Raw genomic sequence first — 17,761 nt, forward strand, 5'->3', positions numbered from 1 at the left:
GTTTCACGCTACATTATGGTATACGTAGGACAATGCAAAACAGAGAGGGCATTTTATTCATGTTATTAAGCTTTATTAGAAGATCCGAATTCGCGCATTTTACCAATAACAGTTTGCTTGATTGCTTCTGTACCTGGTCCTAAGTATTTACGAGGATCGTAAACTTCTGTATTGTCATTTAATACTTGGCGAATCGCTTTTGTTTGAGCAATTTGGTTCTCTGTATTGACATTGATTTTAGCAGTACCAAGAGAAATTGCTTTTTGAATATCCTTAGTAGGAATTCCAGTACCACCATGTAATACTAATGGAACTTGGGTTAAGTTAAGAATTTCTTCCATTTCTTTAAATCCTAAGTTTGGTTCACCTTGATAAGGACCGTGAACAGAACCTAATGCTGGTGCTAAGCAATCAATTCCAGCTTCTTTTACTAGACGTAAGCACTCCTGTGGATCAGCATAATTGATGCCACCAATAACACCATCTTCTTCTCCACCAACAGTTCCAACCTCTGCTTCAACAGAAACACCGTGGATATGTGCTAATTCTACTACCTTTTTCGTTAATGCAATATTTTCCTCAATTGGAGAATGTGAAGCATCGATCATAACAGAAGTAAATCCTGCATGAATAGCTTGGGCAACTTTTTCAAAGCTTGAACCATGGTCTAAGTGAATCGCTACAGGAACTGTAGTACCATACTCTTCCATTAAAGCTTTTACCATTGCTACTACTACTTTAAAACCACCCATATATTTCCCAGCACCTTCAGATACTCCTAAAATAACTGGTGATTTTTCTGCCTCAGCAGCCTGCAGGATAGCTTGTATGTACTCCAAGTTATTTATATTGAATTGTCCAACAGCATAGCCGTTGTCCTTAGCCTTTTCTAGCATATCTTTCATTGATACTAATGGCATTTGTTTTTCCTCCTTCTGATATATGAAAATCCTTATATGATTGTTCACTTCAGTATAAGAATACCAATACAAATGCCATGGTGCAAGATTATAGTGTTAGTGTTTTATTTTCAAATATTTCTACTAATCTGCAAGTAGTTGGTTTATATATCCTTTAAATTCCATCACATCAAATGGCTTAGAGAGTACTTTTGTAATAGATGATAGTTGATATATTTCATCTGTTAAGCTCTCTGCTAAGCCACTCATAAGGACAATCTTTATTTGTTTGTTATCTCTATCTAATTGTTTAATCACTTCAATACCATCGATAATCGGCAGCTTATAATCAATGATCATTAAATCAATCTTATGTAGATTTATTAGCTCTAATGCTTCTTTCCCTGTTTGAGCAGTATAGACCGTATAGCCATCAGCTGCCAATAAATCTTCCAGTAACAGTCTTATCCCTACTTCATCATCCACCACTAAAATGTTTCGATTCATTTCGACAATACCCCCTTTTTTGATTAACTATTCGACAGAAACCTCCAAAACCCTTCTTTTTAACGAACAACTCATGTAGTACTTTTGGGAATCTCATTAGTTAATCATTGCATGTAGTAAAGTAAATGCCCTATACTTATACCCCCTTGAATAAAAGTTAAAACTTAATTTGAATATAGCAAAAAAGCCGCGATTCGTACCCTTTCAAGTACAAATTTGCGACTTTTTTACTATTCTTATTAACGATAATGATTTCGATTATTGGTTCTTTTGTTCTACAGCTGCACCAATAAATCCTTTGAATAGATTTTGAGGTCTTGTCGGACGAGATTTAAACTCTGGATGGAACTGACATGCGACAAACCATGGGTGGTCAGCAATTTCGACAGTTTCCACTAAACGTCCATCTGGACTGGTACCTGAGAAAATAAATCCTTTTGCTTCCATTTCCTCACGATACTCATTATTAAATTCATAACGATGACGATGGCGTTCCTCAATCATATCTACCCCGTCATATGCTGCTTTTGTTTTTGTACCATCTTTTAACTTACAAGGATACAAGCCTAGACGTAATGTTCCACCTAAGTCTTCCACATCCTTCTGTTCTGGAAGTAAGTCAATGATTGGATGTGTTGTATTCGGATTAATTTCCGCTGAATGTGCATCTTCATACCCTAATACATTACGCGCGAACTCTACTGTAGCCAACTGCATTCCTAAGCAAATACCAAGGAATGGTACTTTATTTTCACGTGCATAACGAATTGCTTCAATTTTTCCTTCGATTCCACGATCACCGAATCCACCTGGCACGATAATCCCGTCAACCTGTGATAGTTTTTCTCTGATTGATTGCGCATCTAATTTTTCTGAGTTAATCCATTGAACATGAATATCAGCATCAAATGCATATCCTGCGTGTTTTAGTGATTCAACAACAGAGATATAAGCATCTTGTAGCTCAACATATTTACCGACTAAGCCAATCGTAACTTTCTTCGATAAATTACATACACGGTCAACTAGCTTTTTCCATTCTGTCATATCTGCAGGTCCTGCCTCTAAGCCAAAATGATCGCAAACAATCTGATCAAGGTGTTGAGCTTGTAGTGCTAGTGGAATTTCGTATAGATTTGCAGCATCACGCATTTCAATCACTGCTTCTTCATCAATATCACAGAATAGGGCAATTTTACCCTTCATTTCTTCGCTGATTTCGTGTTCTGTACGTAATACTACGGCATCTGGTTGAATACCTAATGAACGTAATTCTTTCACACTATGCTGAGTTGGTTTCGTCTTCAGTTCACCAGCCGCTTTAATATATGGTACTAATGTACAATGGATATACATGACATTTTTCTTGCCGATATCACTTTTCACTTGGCGAATTGCTTCTAAAAACGGTAGTGATTCGATATCCCCTACAGTACCACCAATTTCTGTAATAACAACATCCGCACCTGTTGCTTCACTTGCTCGGAAAACTTGGTCTTTAATCTCGTTTGTAATATGTGGGATTACTTGTACAGTCCCACCTAAATAATCTCCACGTCGTTCTTTACGAATAACGTTAGAGTACACTTTACCAGTTGTAATATTGCTATATTTATTTAAATTCTCATCAATAAAGCGCTCATAATGTCCTAAATCCAAATCGGTTTCTGCACCATCATCTGTTACAAAAACTTCCCCATGCTGATAAGGACTCATTGTACCTGGATCGACATTAATATATGGATCAAATTTTTGAATGGTAACTTTTAAACCACGGTTCTTTAATAATCTTCCAATTGATGCTGCTGTAATTCCTTTTCCTAAAGATGACACTACGCCACCAGTGACAAAAATATACTTAGCCACAACTATCCCTCTTTCTATATATAATAAATAATAAGTGCGACCACTGTTTGTATTTATTGTGCACACTATCCTCCAATAGAATCAGAGAAAACAAAAATAAAACAGTGATGCTCGGGTTAGGCATCTTTTTTTATTTGATTGCTATAAAAAGAACAATTCTCCAACCAAGGCTCTAAGCGAGACTGGGACATAACGAAAAGAATTAAATGTAAAACCAGATGATACAAGATACTAGCTCCGGAACTATACGTAGACTCCTACTGGAGGATAGGGCAAGGTTGAGACCCCTAAAGAAGTAGCACGAGGAGGCTCACCAGCCGCCCGCGAACCGCAAGTATATTTCCGGAGCGGGGGCCTTGCTCATCATTCAGTTTTTCCTTTAAGATAAATTCTTTTGTCCCAGCCACGTGCACATGATTAGAGAGAATAACAATCTATAAAAAAGCCCTAAAAAAATAAAAAACAAGAATCAACACCAGTATGTAGAAAAGAATTTAACCACATCTTCTCTTCCGCCACTAGGGATTAGATTCCCATTAAAAGCTTGTTTAAAACACAAAAAGCGCCTCCCCATGTAAGGGGAAACGCTTTGAATAAATAAATTAAAGAGCCCAATACAAATTGTACTAACCTGTCTTCTAAAAGTCAAGCAGTCATTTTATTTATCTTCTTCAAAATCCTCATCGATTTCATCTTCATCAATCTCATTTAAGTCTTCTAGCTCATCTTCAATCTCGTCTTCATCATCAAAATCATCAAAGTCATCATCAATATCTTCGTCAAAATCTTCATCAATGTCATCAAAATCATCGTCTTCGTCTAACAGAACATCATCATCATCTAAATCAAGATCTAAGTCATCGTCAAGATCTAAATCATCATCCAGTTTCTTCTTCGCTTTTTTCTTCTTCTTCTTCGGTTCATTATGAATGTCTTCATCAATTTGTTCAAATGGATACCAACGCTTTAGTCCCCACATATTAGAACCAAGCGTAATGAATCTGCCATCCACATTTAGATCCGTATAGAATTGTGCTAACATGTCATCCTTTTGCTCATCCGTAAACTCTTTTAATTCTGCAATTTTATTAAAAATATCTCTAAAGTCTAGTGCCTTTGTTTCTTCTGTTAGTATTTCTTTTGCCAACTCTAGCATTGACATTTTTGTGATTTCCTCGCGGCTAAGATTTTCCAAGCTCACAATACCGCACTCCCTTTTCATTAATATATCGATTTGTTAGAATAACTTGATTGGTAAAGATTGAACCACATACTCTAACACGTAATAAAAAGCCAATCCTATTTGGGATTACTCTTGTTGATTTATGGTATGTATGTTTTTAAAAGCTATCATACATTATAAACAAATTATGCAGGAATTATCAAATTTATTTTCTTGTTTTTACAGTTTATTTACTACCAGAATCCCCTAAATTGGAAATTTAAGGAGATCAATACGTGCAGCCCGAATACACTTCGCCTTTCTATGGGGGATAGTGAGTCTTAATGAGCTTTGCTAGTCGACATTCTTCTAAGTCATGAATCCCATATAGGCTGTACGTATTCGGGCTATTCCATACTCCTTACTATGTTCTAATACCGTTCACTAGAAAAACTCGCATTTGCTTATGCCGATAGAAATTATAATACTATCTACCTACTAGGCAAAAAAACACTTCCTACATATTTCTTCTATACTGCCCACCTACTTCATATAAGGCAGTAGTAATTTGACCAAGGGAGGCTACTTTTACAGTTTCCATTAGTTCCTCGAAGATGTTTCCACCTGATGCCGCTACTTGCTTTAATTTCTTAAGTGCTGTCTCTGCTTCGTGTTTATGTTTGTCTTGGAATTTCTTTAGCTCCTGGATTTGGTGCTCTTTTTCTTCCTTTGTCGCACGTGCAAGCTCCATGGAATCTATTTCTTCCTCTGATGGTGGATTAGGGTTTAGGTATGTGTTGACGCCAATAATTGGAAGCTCACCAGAGTGTTTCTTTCCTTCATAGTATAGTGATTCCTCTTGGATTTTCCCTCGTTGATATTGCCGCTCCATCGCCCCTAATACACCGCCGCGATCATTAATACGTTCAAATTCCTGTAGCACAGCCTCTTCCACCAAATCGGTTAGCTCATCAACAATAAATGACCCTTGTAGAGAGTTTTCATTTTTCGTTAAACCGAATTCACGGTTAATAATCATTTGAATTGCCATCGCTCGTCGAACTGATTCCTCTGTTGGTGTTGTAATCGCCTCATCATATGCATTCGTATGAAGTGAATTTGTATTATCTTGGATTGCGATTAATGCTTGCAGGGTTGTGCGAATATCATTAAAATCAATTTCTTGTGCATGTAAGGACCGGCCAGATGTTTGAATATGGTATTTTAATTTTTGACTGCGCTCATTAGCCCCGTACTTATCCCGCATCGTGACAGCCCAAATTCGTCGAGCAACCCGACCAATCACCGTATACTCTGGATCTAACCCATTAGAGAAGAAGAAGGATAGGTTCGGTGCAAACTGATTAATATCCATTCCACGGCTTAAATAGTATTCTACATACGTAAAGCCATTAGCTAATGTAAAGGCAAGCTGGGTAATTGGGTTTGCCCCTGCTTCTGCAATATGATAGCCAGAAATAGAAACGGAGTAATAATTGCGAACGTGATGATCAATAAAATACTCCTGGATATCTCCCATCATCCGAAGCGCAAACTCTGTTGAGAAAATACATGTATTTTGCCCTTGGTCTTCTTTTAAAATATCCGCTTGAACGGTACCTCGGACTACTGCTAAAGTATCCGCTTTTATTTTTTCATACTCTTCTGGGGCTACTTTTCTCCCCTTTTCTGTTTCAAACTTCTCCACCTGCTGATCTATCGCTGTATTAAAGAACATCGCTAAAATAATCGGAGCCGGACCATTGATCGTCATGGATACAGAGGTTAATGGATTGGTTAAGTCAAAGCCTTTGTATAGTTTCTTCATATCATCTAACGTACATATATTTACACCACTTTCTCCGATCTTTCCGTAAATATCTGGGCGATAGGCTGGGTCCTCTCCATATAAGGTTACCGAGTCAAAGGCAGTCGATAACCGTTTGGCATCATCATTTCTAGATAAGTAGTGGAAACGACGATTCGTACGCTCTGGTGTACCTTCTCCTGCAAATTGACGAGTAGGATCCTCTCCCTTTCGCTTAAATGGGAAGACACCAGCTGTAAAAGGAAATGCACCTGGAACATTTTCCTTTAATAGCCAGCGCAATCGTTCCCCCCAGTCCATATATTTCGGAAACGCAACTTTAGGAATTTTCAAGCCAGCTAGTGATTCAGTAGTAAGCTCCATTTGAATTTCCTTATCACGGATCTTAAAGGTATACGTGTCACCCGAATAGCTTTCCTTTGTTTTATCCCATGATTCCAGTAATTGCTTGGCGGCTGGAGAAAGTTTTGCCTCATATGTTTTATAAGAGGCCTCTAGTGAAGCGCTTACATTCTCTTCCTCGATTAACTCCATGGCACCATGTAATTGGTACAACTTGCTTGCTAACTCACTTTGCTCTTTGGCAAACTTTTGATAGTTACGAACATGGGTCGCAATTTCACGCAAATAATGGCGACGCTCATTAGTAATAATTAAATTTTGCTTTTCAGAAATCGTATGACGATCGAAATCGACCTGCTCATTCCAATCATATTTCTCATTCAATTTATCAATGAGCGCTGCAAAAAGTGCATTCGTACCACTATCATTAAACTGACTAGCGATAGTCCCAAAGACAGGGAAGGTCTCCTTATCCTGATGGAACAGCATATGACTACGCTCATATTGTTTACGCACTTGATTTAATGCATCCTCAGAGCCCTTTTGTTCAAATTTATTAATCACGATAAAGTCAGCGAAATCAATCATATCAATCTTCTCAAGCTGTGTCGGCGCCCCATATTCAGAGGTCATGACATACATGGATAAATCCGTTATTTCTGTAATTGCAGCATCTCCTTGACCAATACCACTCGTTTCTACCACAATAAAGTCATAGCCAGAAGCACGCACAACCTGTATGACATCTTCAATAGCTTTAGATAACTCACTACTAGAATCTCTCGTAGCTAACGAGCGCATATAGACACGATCTGTAAAAATAGCGTTCATGCGAATACGGTCCCCTAATAAGGCACCACCCGTCTTCCGCTTTGTTGGGTCAATGGAGATAATGGCAACTTTTCTATCTGGAATTTCATTCAGATAACGACGAATTACTTCATCTGTTAGGGAACTTTTTCCCGCACCACCAGTACCTGTAATACCAAGAACCGGGATATTTGAGTTTGATAATTCTTGTAAAGCATCCAGTACTTCCTTCTTTTCCGAATCCGAGATCTCTCCATTTTCTACAAAGGTGATAAGCCTCGCCATCGCTTGACGGTCACCCGCTTGTAGGCGTTCTAACTGGTTTTCAATATCAAATGGTGGCAAGAAATCGCATTCCTCAAGCATGAGATTAATCATCCCTTGTAGCCCGTGTTTACGACCATCTTCTGGGGAGAAAATTCGCGTTACCCCATATTGGTGTAATTCCTTAATTTCGCGTGGGATGATGACACCACCACCGCCACCAAAGACTTTAATATGACCAGCCCCCAGTTCCTTTAGAAGGTCGACCATATATTTAAAATATTCGACATGTCCGCCTTGATAAGAGGAAATCGCAATTCCTTGCACATCCTCTTGAATCGCTGCATGTACTACTTCCTCTACGGAACGATTATGACCGAGGTGAATAACCTCGGCTCCGCTCGCTTGTAATATTCTACGCATAATATTAATGGACGCATCATGCCCATCGAATAGGCTTGATGCCGTAACAAAGCGAACAGGATGCTTTGTTTTATATACGGTTACCTGTTCCATTCTCACCCCTCCAATTCAATTCGTCTCGATTTATTCCCATTGCAGAAAGTGTATACGAAAGCTGCTTATCGATATATTCCTCTAATGTAAAATCCTTTTGTATCATCCACCTGCGAAAACTCCACATATGACCGTGAATTAATATATTATTCGCCAACAATGCTGTATCTTGTTTAGGCAATGGATGAGGGATACACGTGATAATAGCTTTCTCCAACATAGCCGCCATTTCGCGTTCCTTGTCTAAAATAGCACTTCTCGTTTCTTTACTAAGTGATTTAACCTCTTGATATAAAACCAGAATTTCTTCCTGCATCTCATCCATCAATCGGAAAAAGGATGTAATCAGATTACAAAGTGTTTCCGTTGACGGTTTCTTCAAATCCACTACGGCTTCAAGCCGTTTTTCCACTTCCCCATGAATAGATTCACAGACAAGGTATAGTACATCTTCTTTCGTACGGATATATTCATAAAGGGTTCCAATACTAAATCCGGATTCTTTCGCAATTTCTCTTGTTGTCGTGCGATGAAATCCCTTTTCTTTAAATAACGTTAAGGCACCTTTAATCATTTGATTTCGCCTTTTCTTAATTAATCCTTCATCTTTTACAGAAGATAGAACCTTATTCTCCAACATGAGCTATCTCCCTTCTTTTTTCCACTTGTAGTACCAATCCATTGCTTGCTTATAAGGATCACTATTTACTAGCTTACGATTAAATTCAGGTTGAACTTGGACAAATTGGTATACATCGCGCCAAATTTCATCTCGAATCAGTTCCAGGACTTCTAGCTGGTGTCTTTCTTCTCTTCGCTTTTCCCCTTCTGTCGTGCGATATAAATAGTCATGATGTTCTTTCAGCTTTTCCCATAACGTATCAATCCCTTGATTTTCCGTGGTGATGGTCTTGACAATTGGTGTTTGATGTTCAGCGGATTTGGTAATATGGACTAACTCTCTTAATAACGCTCTCAGCTTACCAACTCCTGGTAAATCTGCCTTATTAATAATAAACAAATCGGCTATCTCCATAATACCGGCTTTAAATATTTGCAGGACATCACCACTATTGGGTGTTAGAACGAGAGCGGTCGTATCGACGATTTTCATAATATCAAGCTCGGATTGCCCAACTCCAACGGTTTCGACCATAATGACATCAAAGCCAAACGCATCACAAAGTCTTAAAGCATCCTTTGTTGCACGAGCAAGCCCACCAAGGCTTCCACGTGTTGCCATACTCCTGATAAAAACCCCATCATCAATAAAATGCTCATTCATCCGGACCCTGTCTCCTAGTAGTGCCCCTCCACTAAAGGGGCTAGTAGGATCCACAGCGATAACAGCGACGGTTTTTCCTTCTTGTCGGATATGAGAGATTAAACGATTTACTAGTGAGCTTTTTCCGGCACCAGGTGAACCAGTTAGTCCGATATACATCCCATTTTTCTTGATCTGATAAGCATCTTGCATAATTTGCAGCTTATCTTCATGATCATTTTCTACCAATGTAATGGCTCTTGCTAGAGCACGAATGTCCTGCTCCTGAATTCGTTCAACTAACTGGTGCATCCTCCTACCATCCTCTCTATTTCGTTACCATTCTACCAATAACAAGGCGTTGTATTTCCTGTGTTCCTTCATAGATTTGGGTAATTTTGGCATCACGCATAAAACGCTCTACTGGGTAGTCTTTTGTATAACCATATCCACCATATATTTGAACAGCTTCCACTGTTGTTCTCATTGCCACATCCCCGGCAAACAGCTTCGACATGGCTGATGCTTTACCATATGGTTTTCCTTCTGATTCCAACCAAGCAGCTTGATAGGTTAATAGTCGAGCCGCTTCAATTTCCGTTGCCATGTCCGCTAGCTTGAATGAAATCCCTTGATTGTGAGCAATCGGCTTACCAAACTGTTCCCGTTCCTTGGCATATCTCGTCGCAGCGTCTAGTGCCCCTTGAGCAATACCAACCGCTTGTGCAGCTATTCCATTACGCCCACCATCTAGCGTTGACATGGCAATTTTAAAGCCTTCTCCCTCTTCACCAAGAAGATTCTCCTTTGGCACACGGCAATTTTCAAATATTAATTCTGTAGTAGGTGAGGAACGAATTCCTAGCTTCTTTTCTTTTTTTCCAAAGGAGAAGCCTTCTGTACCTTTTTCTACAATAAAGGCACTGATTCCCTTATGGCGTGCATCAACATCTGTCTTAGCAAATACAACATAAATATCAGCTACACCACCATTGGTAATCCAGACTTTGCTTCCATTTAAAACATAATGATCGCCCTCTAACTTCGCAGTCGTTCTCATAGAGGCAACATCACTACCTGCACCAGGTTCTGATAATGCATAGGCCCCTAATGCTTCCCCTGTAGCTAGACGATAAAGGAAGTTAAGCTTCTGTTCTTCATTTCCATATTTATAAATCGGCCAGCTTGCCAGGGAAAGATGCGCGGATAATGTAACCCCAGTAGAAGCACATACACGAGATAATTCTTCTACCGCAATGACATAACTGACATAGTCTGCACCAATACCACCATACGCTTCCGGCCAAGGAATTCCGGTTAAACCAAGTTCCGCCATCTTATCAAAAATCTCCCGGTCAAACCGTTCTTCTTCATCACGCTCTGCTGCGGTTGGTTCGACTTCTTTCCTTGCAAAATCCTGTACCATTTTACGTAGCATTTCTTGTTCTTCAGTTAGTTGAAAATTCATCTTCCTTGCCCCCTATTTCAGTAGATTATTAGCGATTACCATATGCTGAATCTCGTTTGTTCCTTCGTATATTTGGGTGATTTTTGCATCTCGAAATAGCCGTTCAACTGGATATTCCTCGGTATAACCATATCCTCCAAAAATCTGTACCGCTTCTATTGCCACTTGCATCGCGGTATCTGAAGCAAACATTTTAGCCATCGAGGCCTCTTTGGCACATGGAATATCCTGCTCGATTAACGATGCAGCGCGATAGACTAATAGTTTACAAGCCTCCAATTTGGTTGCCATGTCTGCTAGCTTATATGAAATGCCTTGATTGTTGGCAATCGGTTTCCCAAACTGCTCTCGCTCCTTCGCATAATTTGCAGCATATTCAAATGCCGCCTCGCCAATTCCTAAGGCTTGTGCCGCGATGCCAACTCTCCCTTTGTTTAAGTTAGCCATGGCAATCTTGAAGCCGTCCCCTTCTCTTCCGAGTAACTGTGTCTTAGGAATACGACAGCCTTCAAACATTAATTGGACCGTATTCGATCCATGTAATCCCATTTTCTTTTCCTGTTTCCCAATAATAAAGCCTTCCGTGTCTTTTTCTACGATAAAGGCACTAATACCATTTGCACCTGGTGCCGTTCGAGCAAAAGTAATATAGATATCTGCTGCTCCGCCATTGGTAATAAATACTTTAGAGCCATTTAGAACATAATAATCCCCATCCAGTTTCGCAGTCGTTTTTAAATTTTTCGCATCTGACCCGGCATGTGGCTCTGTTAATGCAAATGCACCAAGATATTCACCCGTAGCAAGCTTTGGAACATATTTCTTCTTCTGTTCCTCTGTCCCGAAAAACAGTATCGGATTCGTTCCAACAGAAGTATGGACGGATAAAATAACACCTAATGCTGCACTTACTTTCGATAGCTCATGGATTGCAATAACATAGGAGGTATAGTCCATCCCAGAACCTTGATATTCCTCTGGGATAGGAATTCCCATAATACCTAATTCACCCATTTTTCTAATAAGCTCCATTGGAAACCGTTTTTCCTTTTCCATTCTTTCTATTTCTGGAAGCACTTCTTTCTGAGCAAAATCCTGAACCATTTTACGCATCATTTGCTGTTCTTCAGTAAAATGAAAACGCATGTGGCCCCCTCCTATCCTGTGAGGTGAAGTTAATGTCGTGCTACTCATAATGATAAAATCCTCTTCCCGATTTTTTACCGAGCCATCCTGCCTTAACATATTTCCTTAATAATGGGCATGGACGGTATTTACTGTCACCAAAGCCTTCGTGCAACACTTCCATAATATACAGACATGTATCTAATCCAATAAAGTCTGCCAATTGCAACGGACCCATCGGATGATTCATACCTAGCTTCATCACGGTATCGATATCCTCAACCGATGCCACGCCTTCATAAAGCGTGTAAATCGCCTCATTAATCATCGGCATCAGAATACGATTGGACACAAAGCCTGGAAAATCATTTACCTCTACTGGTGTCTTGTTTAAGCTATGCGTTATTTCCTCTATTGCTTGATATGTCTCATTACTCGTTTGTAATCCACGTATGATTTCTACAAGTTTCATAACAGGTACCGGATTCATAAAATGCATACCAATTACCTTCTCTGGTTTTTTGGTAACGCTTGCAATTTCTGTAATAGGAAGGGATGATGTATTCGAAGCAAGAATAGTATGTGCAGGCGTTAGGTCATCTAGCTGTTTGAACACACTTGTTTTCACGTCCATATTTTCAACAACTGCTTCAATAACTACATCACAATTTGAAGCATCTTCAAGGCTCGTTGAGGCTTTAAGTCTACGTAAGGTCTCCGCCATTTGATCATCTATCATACGACCCTTCTCAACCGCACGAGTTAATAGCTTTTCTATATTGTTCATTCCTTTATTTAACGCAGCTTCATTCATATCATTTAAATATACATCGAAACCAGATTGAGCAAAGACTTGAGCGATTCCCGACCCCATCTGTCCTGCTCCTATAACCATAATCGTTTTCATTACTGGCACCTCCTGAATTTTCTATTGAAGTCAGAAAAGTAGATTAATAGCATTTGAGAGCTTTTCTGGCTTGTTGGTTTTATTACTTTTATAAGGTTTTGACTAGTGTTGGACTACTTGCCGTGGGCTCTGGTTGGATATGTGTTAATTTCGCGCGGGATTTGGGCTGAATCGCGCGAGGGAGGGCTTTTTTCGCGCGAAATCTGGTCTAAATCGCGCGAGGAGTTGCCTTTTTCGCGCGGGATCTTCGTTGTGGCGCGAAATACTTACTCTCTCGCGCGATATCTAGACTGGGTCGCGCGATTTTCTTCTCCTCCCGCGCGATTTCCATACCTAGTCGCGCGAGTTTCTCACTTTCTCGCGCGAAATCTGGATTGAGCGCGATATTCTTCTTCTCTTGCGTGATAATTAAACCAGGGGCGTGCTCGTTTTCTTTTTTCGCGCGGGACCTGGCCTGAATCGCGCGAGGTTTAGACTTTTTCGCGCGAGATTTCAGTTGTCGCGCGAAATTCTTACTCTCTCGCGCGATATTTAGTCTGGGTCGCGCGAATTTTTCCCCCTCTCGCGCGATATCCATACCAGGTCGCGCGAGTTTCTCCTCCTCCCGCGCGATTTCCCCACTCTCTCGCGCGAAATCTGGATTGGGTGCGAAATGCTTTCTTTCTCGCGTGATTCCCTAGCCATGACGTGCTCGCAACCAAGCTAATAAGCGATAAAACTTACATCTAGCCCCTATTATTCTGCCGCAACCTCTATTAATATGGCGTCTCCTTGGCCACCTCCACTACAGATAGCTGCAATACCTAATCCTCCTCCACGGCGTTTTAGTTCATGGATTAAGGTTAGAATGATGCGGGAGCCGCTTGCACCGATTGGATGGCCTAGTGCAACTGCCCCACCATTGACATTTACTTTTTCAGGGTCTAGATCGGCGATTACACTACTTGCTAAGGATACTGCTGAAAATGCTTCATTAATTTCATAAAGGGCAATATCATCCTTGGTGTAACCTGTTTTTTCTAGTAAATGATTAATGACAATTCCTGGAGTTTTTGGGAAATCCTTTGCTTCTACGGCTACTTCGGCATGACCTAAAATGGTAGCTAATGGCTTCTTACCAAGCTCCGAAGCCTTTTCATCAGACATAATGACGAATGCTGCTGCTCCATCATTAATTCCAGGTGCATTCCCTGCTGTAATTGTCCCGTCTTTATCAAATGCTGGTCTTAATTTTGCTAAAGCTTCTACACTAGTATCTTTTCTAGGTGCTTCATCTTTTTCTACTAGTACTGGATCGCCTTTTCGTTGTGGGATTTCAACTGCGACGATCTCCTCGTCAAATTTGCCGTCTTCGATTGCTTTTACTGCACGCATATGGCTACGGTATGCCCATTCATCTTGTGCTTCACGTGTAAGGTTAAATTCATCGGCGGTTGAGTTTCCGTAAGTTCCCATGTGTACTCCAGTGAAGGAACAGGTTAGGCCGTCGTGAACCATCATGTCGACTACACGTTTATCTCCCATACGGTTGCCCCAGCGTGCATCTGGTAGTATATACGGGGCATTACTCATGCTTTCCATACCACCTGCTACGACAATGTCTTCTTCCCCAAGGCGGATGAGCATATCGGCCAGTGTGACACTGCGCAAGCCTGATGCACATACTTTGTTAATCGTTTCCGTCTTTACCTCCCACGGTAATCCAGCCGCACGTGCTGCTTGACGTGAAGGAAGCTGTCCTTGCCCACCTTGTAGCACATTCCCCATAATCACTTCGCCTACTGCTGAGCTATCTACTCCTGCTCGTTCCAATGCTGCTTCAATTGCTTTTCCACCTAACTCGGATGCTGTTAATGATTTTAATGCCCCTCCGAACTTACCAAATGGTGTTCTAGCTCCAGAAACTATTACAGATTTCTTCATTATCTTCATTTCCTCCTCTTAAACTTATATCTAGTAATACTTTAAATCTCTACGATTGAACGCTCGCTCAAGTTTGATTCTGATAAAGAGGGGCAAAACGCCCCCCTCTTTTACCTTACGCTGTCTTTATTTCTTCTTCAACTAAAACAGATAATGCGAGAATTTCCGCTACATCCATTGTGCTAATATCTTCTTCCACTTCTTTTGCCTTTGTTCCGTCACTTAGCATCGTTAAGCAATACGGACAAGCACTAGAGATAACTGTTGGTTCAACAGCCAAAGCCTGCTCGGTTCTTGCAACATTAATTCGGTTACCAGTTGTTTCCTCTGTCCACATTAGGCCACCACCAGCACCACAGCACATACCGTTTTCACGACTACGATCCATTTCTACAAGCTCCAAACCTGGAATAGCAAGTAAAATTTCTCTTGGTGGATCATAGACACCGTTATACCTTCCTAGATAACAAGAATCATGGTAGGTTAATCGTTCGTTTATCGGTTTAGTAGGCTTTAACTTCCCTTCCATGACTAAATCATATAGTAATTGGGTATGGTGATATACCTCCCCTTCAAAGCCAAAGTCTGGATATTCATTTTTAAAAATATTATAGGCGTGTGGATCAATCGTTACGATTTTTTTCACTTCATTTTTCTCAAATTCTTTAATATTCTTCTCTGCGATTTCTTGGAATAAGAATTCGTTACCAATCCGTCTTGCCGTATCCCCAGAATTCGCCTCTTTATTACCTAGAATCGCAAAGCTAATCCCTGCTTGGTTCATTAATTTGGCAAATGCAATAGCAATTTTCTGGCTACGTGCATCGAATGAGCCCATAGAGCTTACCCAGAATAAGTATTCAAACTCTTTTCCTTCTTTTTTCAATTCTTTTATAGTTGGAATGTATGCGGACTCATCCATTTCACGCCATTTAATACGGTCCTTTTTCGATAGTCCCCATGGGTTTCCTTGACGCTCGATATTCATTACCGCACGTTGCACTTCTGCATCCATTTTTCCTTCTGTCATCACAAGATAACGTCGTAAATCAATTATTTTGTCGACATGTTCATTCATTACTGGACATGCCTCTTCACAGTTACGACAAGTTGTACATGCATTGAGTTCTTCTTCTGTAATGACATCTCCGATTAAGCTCATACTTTCAAATGTTGCAGCTGCTTCATTGTTAGCACGTTTCGCTAATTGGTTACCTTGTGTACTAGAAAAGGCATATGCTGGTACCCAAGGTGATTTGCCTGTTACTGCTGCTCCTTTTTCCGTTAAGTGATCACGGATTTTAACCATTAAGTCCATTGGAGAAAGCATTTTCCCAGTACCAGAAGCAGGACAAACATCTGTACAGCGGCCACATTCGACACAAGCATAGAAATCAATCATCTGTACTTGCTCAAAATCTTCAACCTTCCCTACTCCAAAGGATACTTCTTCTTCACTTTCTTCATCAATCTCAAAGTCTAGCTTTTTCAATTTTCCAGGTACATGTTTACTAAAAAACACATTAATCGGTGCCGCTATTAAATGTGCATGCTTAGACTGCGGTACATATACTAGGAACGTTAATAAAGTCAAATTATGAATCCACCATGCTATAAAGAACATAACCATGGCTGCTTGAGGAGATAAGAAGCCAAAGATGGTGGCAAATAAACTTGCAACAGGCTCGGTCCATGTAGCTGATTCCCCGTGCCAAATTAATGCCATTCCATTTCCAAATAATACCGATAGCATTAATGTCCCGATAAAAATTAATACTAATCCAGCCTTCAGCCCACGCTTTAGTCGAACTAGCTTCTCAATATAACGACGATAAAATGCCCAAATTACAGCCACTAAAATCGTTAATGTTACGATTTCCTGGAAGAAGGTAAATCCGGGATATAAAAATCCAAATGGGAGATGATTACCTGGTGATATCCCTTTTACAATAAAGTCGATAGCTCCAAATTGCACTAGAATAAAACCGTAAAACATCATGACGTGAATAGCACCGGACTTTTTATCTTTTAATAGCTTCGATTGACCAAATACTATCGTGATAATCCGACTTATTCGCTCCTTCATGTCCCCATCGAATTCTGACTTTTTACCTAATCTAATGTAGGCTACTCGAGTTGCTATTACTCTACCAAATAAGTAAAATGCATACAGTGTGATAGCTGAAAATAATAGCGTATTAATGAACAAAAATGTCTCCATCAGCTGCTCCTCCTGACTGTTTCTAGGTCTTCTTTTAAAATAGAAATTAAACATCAAAGATTGCTTCATCCGGACGCATCATACCATAACAGACTTCCGCCAACTCACGATTAGATTAGCTAACACCGGCTCCCCTCACCCATCGTGTTTTCTTTATCTTCTGCTAGTCGGCTCAGCCCTTAGTTTTCATAACAAACGTCCTATTGCTTAAATTTACTAATACATGGTACGATGAAACAGAATGATAGCGATTCCATTTTTCCGAAAATAAAAAAGAGTGCTTCTTCTACCACTATAAATTATGAATGACTATTCAGTCAACCTATTTTTATCGAAATGAACTTTGTTTACCACTAGACTAGAAATTCTTGGAAAACGTTATTGAAGAAGAACATATTTAAGCCTATTAAGAATTAAAAAGAATCCATTCTCGTGAAGAAACTGGAACTCACTTCCATTTATCGGAAAATTAAGATAATAATAGAACAAATTTCAGGAGGTTATCCATGGAAATTGTGTATAGCATTTTAGTTATCGTATCTTCTGTAGGTGTATTGTGTTTTATGGGGAAATCCGGTTTTGGCTGGGGAAAGTAGCTTTGCATGAGGATGATTGGATTAACGGGGTTAAATCTGAATCGCAAGCCTTTTTCAAAAAAC

At 40.0% G+C, this 17,761-nt stretch carries 12 protein-coding genes; all 12 read right to left on the reverse strand.

All coding sequences use genetic code 11. The features are described from left to right. Positions 1-65 precede the first annotated feature (65 nt). Complete coding sequence (gene fba, locus AAIB49_RS04770) at positions 66-920, reverse strand: class II fructose-1,6-bisphosphate aldolase (protein WP_343457354.1); 855 nt, start codon at positions 918-920, stop codon at positions 66-68. 123 nt (positions 921-1,043) lie between these two features. Further along, a complete protein-coding gene (locus AAIB49_RS04775) occupies positions 1,044-1,406 on the reverse strand; it encodes a response regulator (protein ID WP_339213109.1) in 363 nt (120 codons plus the stop codon). A gap of 258 nt (positions 1,407-1,664) precedes the next feature. Further along, a complete protein-coding gene (locus AAIB49_RS04780) occupies positions 1,665-3,272 on the reverse strand; it encodes a CTP synthase (protein WP_339213107.1) in 1,608 nt (535 codons plus the stop codon). Between the two features lie 658 nt (positions 3,273-3,930). After that, positions 3,931-4,473, reverse strand: coding sequence for a DNA-directed RNA polymerase subunit delta (gene rpoE, locus AAIB49_RS04785; protein ID WP_343457355.1), 543 nt, complete (start codon positions 4,471-4,473; stop codon positions 3,931-3,933). A gap of 478 nt (positions 4,474-4,951) precedes the next feature. Next, positions 4,952-8,194 carry a fused isobutyryl-CoA mutase/GTPase IcmF gene (gene icmF, locus AAIB49_RS04790; protein WP_343457356.1) on the reverse strand — a complete coding sequence of 1,081 codons (3,243 nt, stop codon included), beginning with the start codon at positions 8,192-8,194 and terminating at the stop codon, positions 4,952-4,954. Continuing rightward, complete coding sequence (locus AAIB49_RS04795; protein ID WP_339213103.1) at positions 8,172-8,834, reverse strand: TetR/AcrR family transcriptional regulator; 663 nt, start codon at positions 8,832-8,834, stop codon at positions 8,172-8,174. Before AAIB49_RS04795 ends, icmF begins: the two co-directional genes overlap by 23 nt. Positions 8,835-8,837: 3 nt before the next feature. Further along, positions 8,838-9,770, reverse strand: a complete 933-nt coding sequence (gene meaB, locus AAIB49_RS04800) for a methylmalonyl Co-A mutase-associated GTPase MeaB (RefSeq protein ID WP_343457357.1) — start codon at positions 9,768-9,770, stop codon at positions 8,838-8,840. Between the two features lie 16 nt (positions 9,771-9,786). Next, positions 9,787-10,926, reverse strand: a complete 1,140-nt coding sequence (locus tag AAIB49_RS04805) for an acyl-CoA dehydrogenase (protein ID WP_343457358.1) — start codon at positions 10,924-10,926, stop codon at positions 9,787-9,789. A 12-nt stretch (positions 10,927-10,938) separates the two neighbouring features. Next, on the reverse strand, positions 10,939-12,072 hold the full coding sequence (locus AAIB49_RS04810) for an acyl-CoA dehydrogenase (protein ID WP_339213099.1): 1,134 nt from the start codon (positions 12,070-12,072) through the stop codon (positions 10,939-10,941). A gap of 40 nt (positions 12,073-12,112) precedes the next feature. After that, positions 12,113-12,958: a 3-hydroxybutyryl-CoA dehydrogenase gene (locus AAIB49_RS04815; protein WP_343457359.1), complete on the reverse strand. Its 846-nt coding sequence runs from the start codon at positions 12,956-12,958 to the stop codon at positions 12,113-12,115. A gap of 735 nt (positions 12,959-13,693) precedes the next feature. Next, positions 13,694-14,881, reverse strand: coding sequence for an acetyl-CoA C-acetyltransferase (locus AAIB49_RS04820; RefSeq protein WP_339213096.1), 1,188 nt, complete (start codon positions 14,879-14,881; stop codon positions 13,694-13,696). A gap of 115 nt (positions 14,882-14,996) precedes the next feature. After that, positions 14,997-17,102: a (Fe-S)-binding protein gene (locus tag AAIB49_RS04825; protein ID WP_339213094.1), complete on the reverse strand. Its 2,106-nt coding sequence runs from the start codon at positions 17,100-17,102 to the stop codon at positions 14,997-14,999. Between the last annotated feature and the right edge of the window lie 659 nt (positions 17,103-17,761).

Source organism: Ornithinibacillus proteolyticus, from assembly GCF_039581225.1.
Lineage (GTDB): Bacteria > Bacillota > Bacilli > Bacillales > Amphibacillaceae > Ornithinibacillus > Ornithinibacillus massiliensis.

Bases quoted from the DNA above. Each gene is read 5' to 3' on its own strand.
- icmF (WP_343457356.1), bottom strand. From the start codon at position 8,194: ATGGAACAGGTAACCGTATATAAAACAAAGCATCCTGTTCGCTTTGTT.
- AAIB49_RS04805 (WP_343457358.1), bottom strand. From the start codon at position 10,926: ATGAATTTTCAACTAACTGAAGAACAAGAAATGCTACGTAAAATGGTA.
- AAIB49_RS04820 (WP_339213096.1), bottom strand. From the start codon at position 14,881: ATGAAGAAATCTGTAATAGTTTCTGGAGCTAGAACACCATTTGGTAAG.
- AAIB49_RS04815 (WP_343457359.1), bottom strand. From the start codon at position 12,958: ATGAAAACGATTATGGTTATAGGAGCAGGACAGATGGGGTCGGGAATC.
- meaB (WP_343457357.1), bottom strand. From the start codon at position 9,770: ATGCACCAGTTAGTTGAACGAATTCAGGAGCAGGACATTCGTGCTCTA.
- fba (WP_343457354.1), bottom strand. From the start codon at position 920: ATGCCATTAGTATCAATGAAAGATATGCTAGAAAAGGCTAAGGACAAC.
- AAIB49_RS04825 (WP_339213094.1), bottom strand. From the start codon at position 17,102: ATGGAGACATTTTTGTTCATTAATACGCTATTATTTTCAGCTATCACA.
- AAIB49_RS04775 (WP_339213109.1), bottom strand. From the start codon at position 1,406: ATGAATCGAAACATTTTAGTGGTGGATGATGAAGTAGGGATAAGACTG.
- AAIB49_RS04795 (WP_339213103.1), bottom strand. From the start codon at position 8,834: ATGTTGGAGAATAAGGTTCTATCTTCTGTAAAAGATGAAGGATTAATT.
- AAIB49_RS04810 (WP_339213099.1), bottom strand. From the start codon at position 12,072: ATGCGTTTTCATTTTACTGAAGAACAGCAAATGATGCGTAAAATGGTT.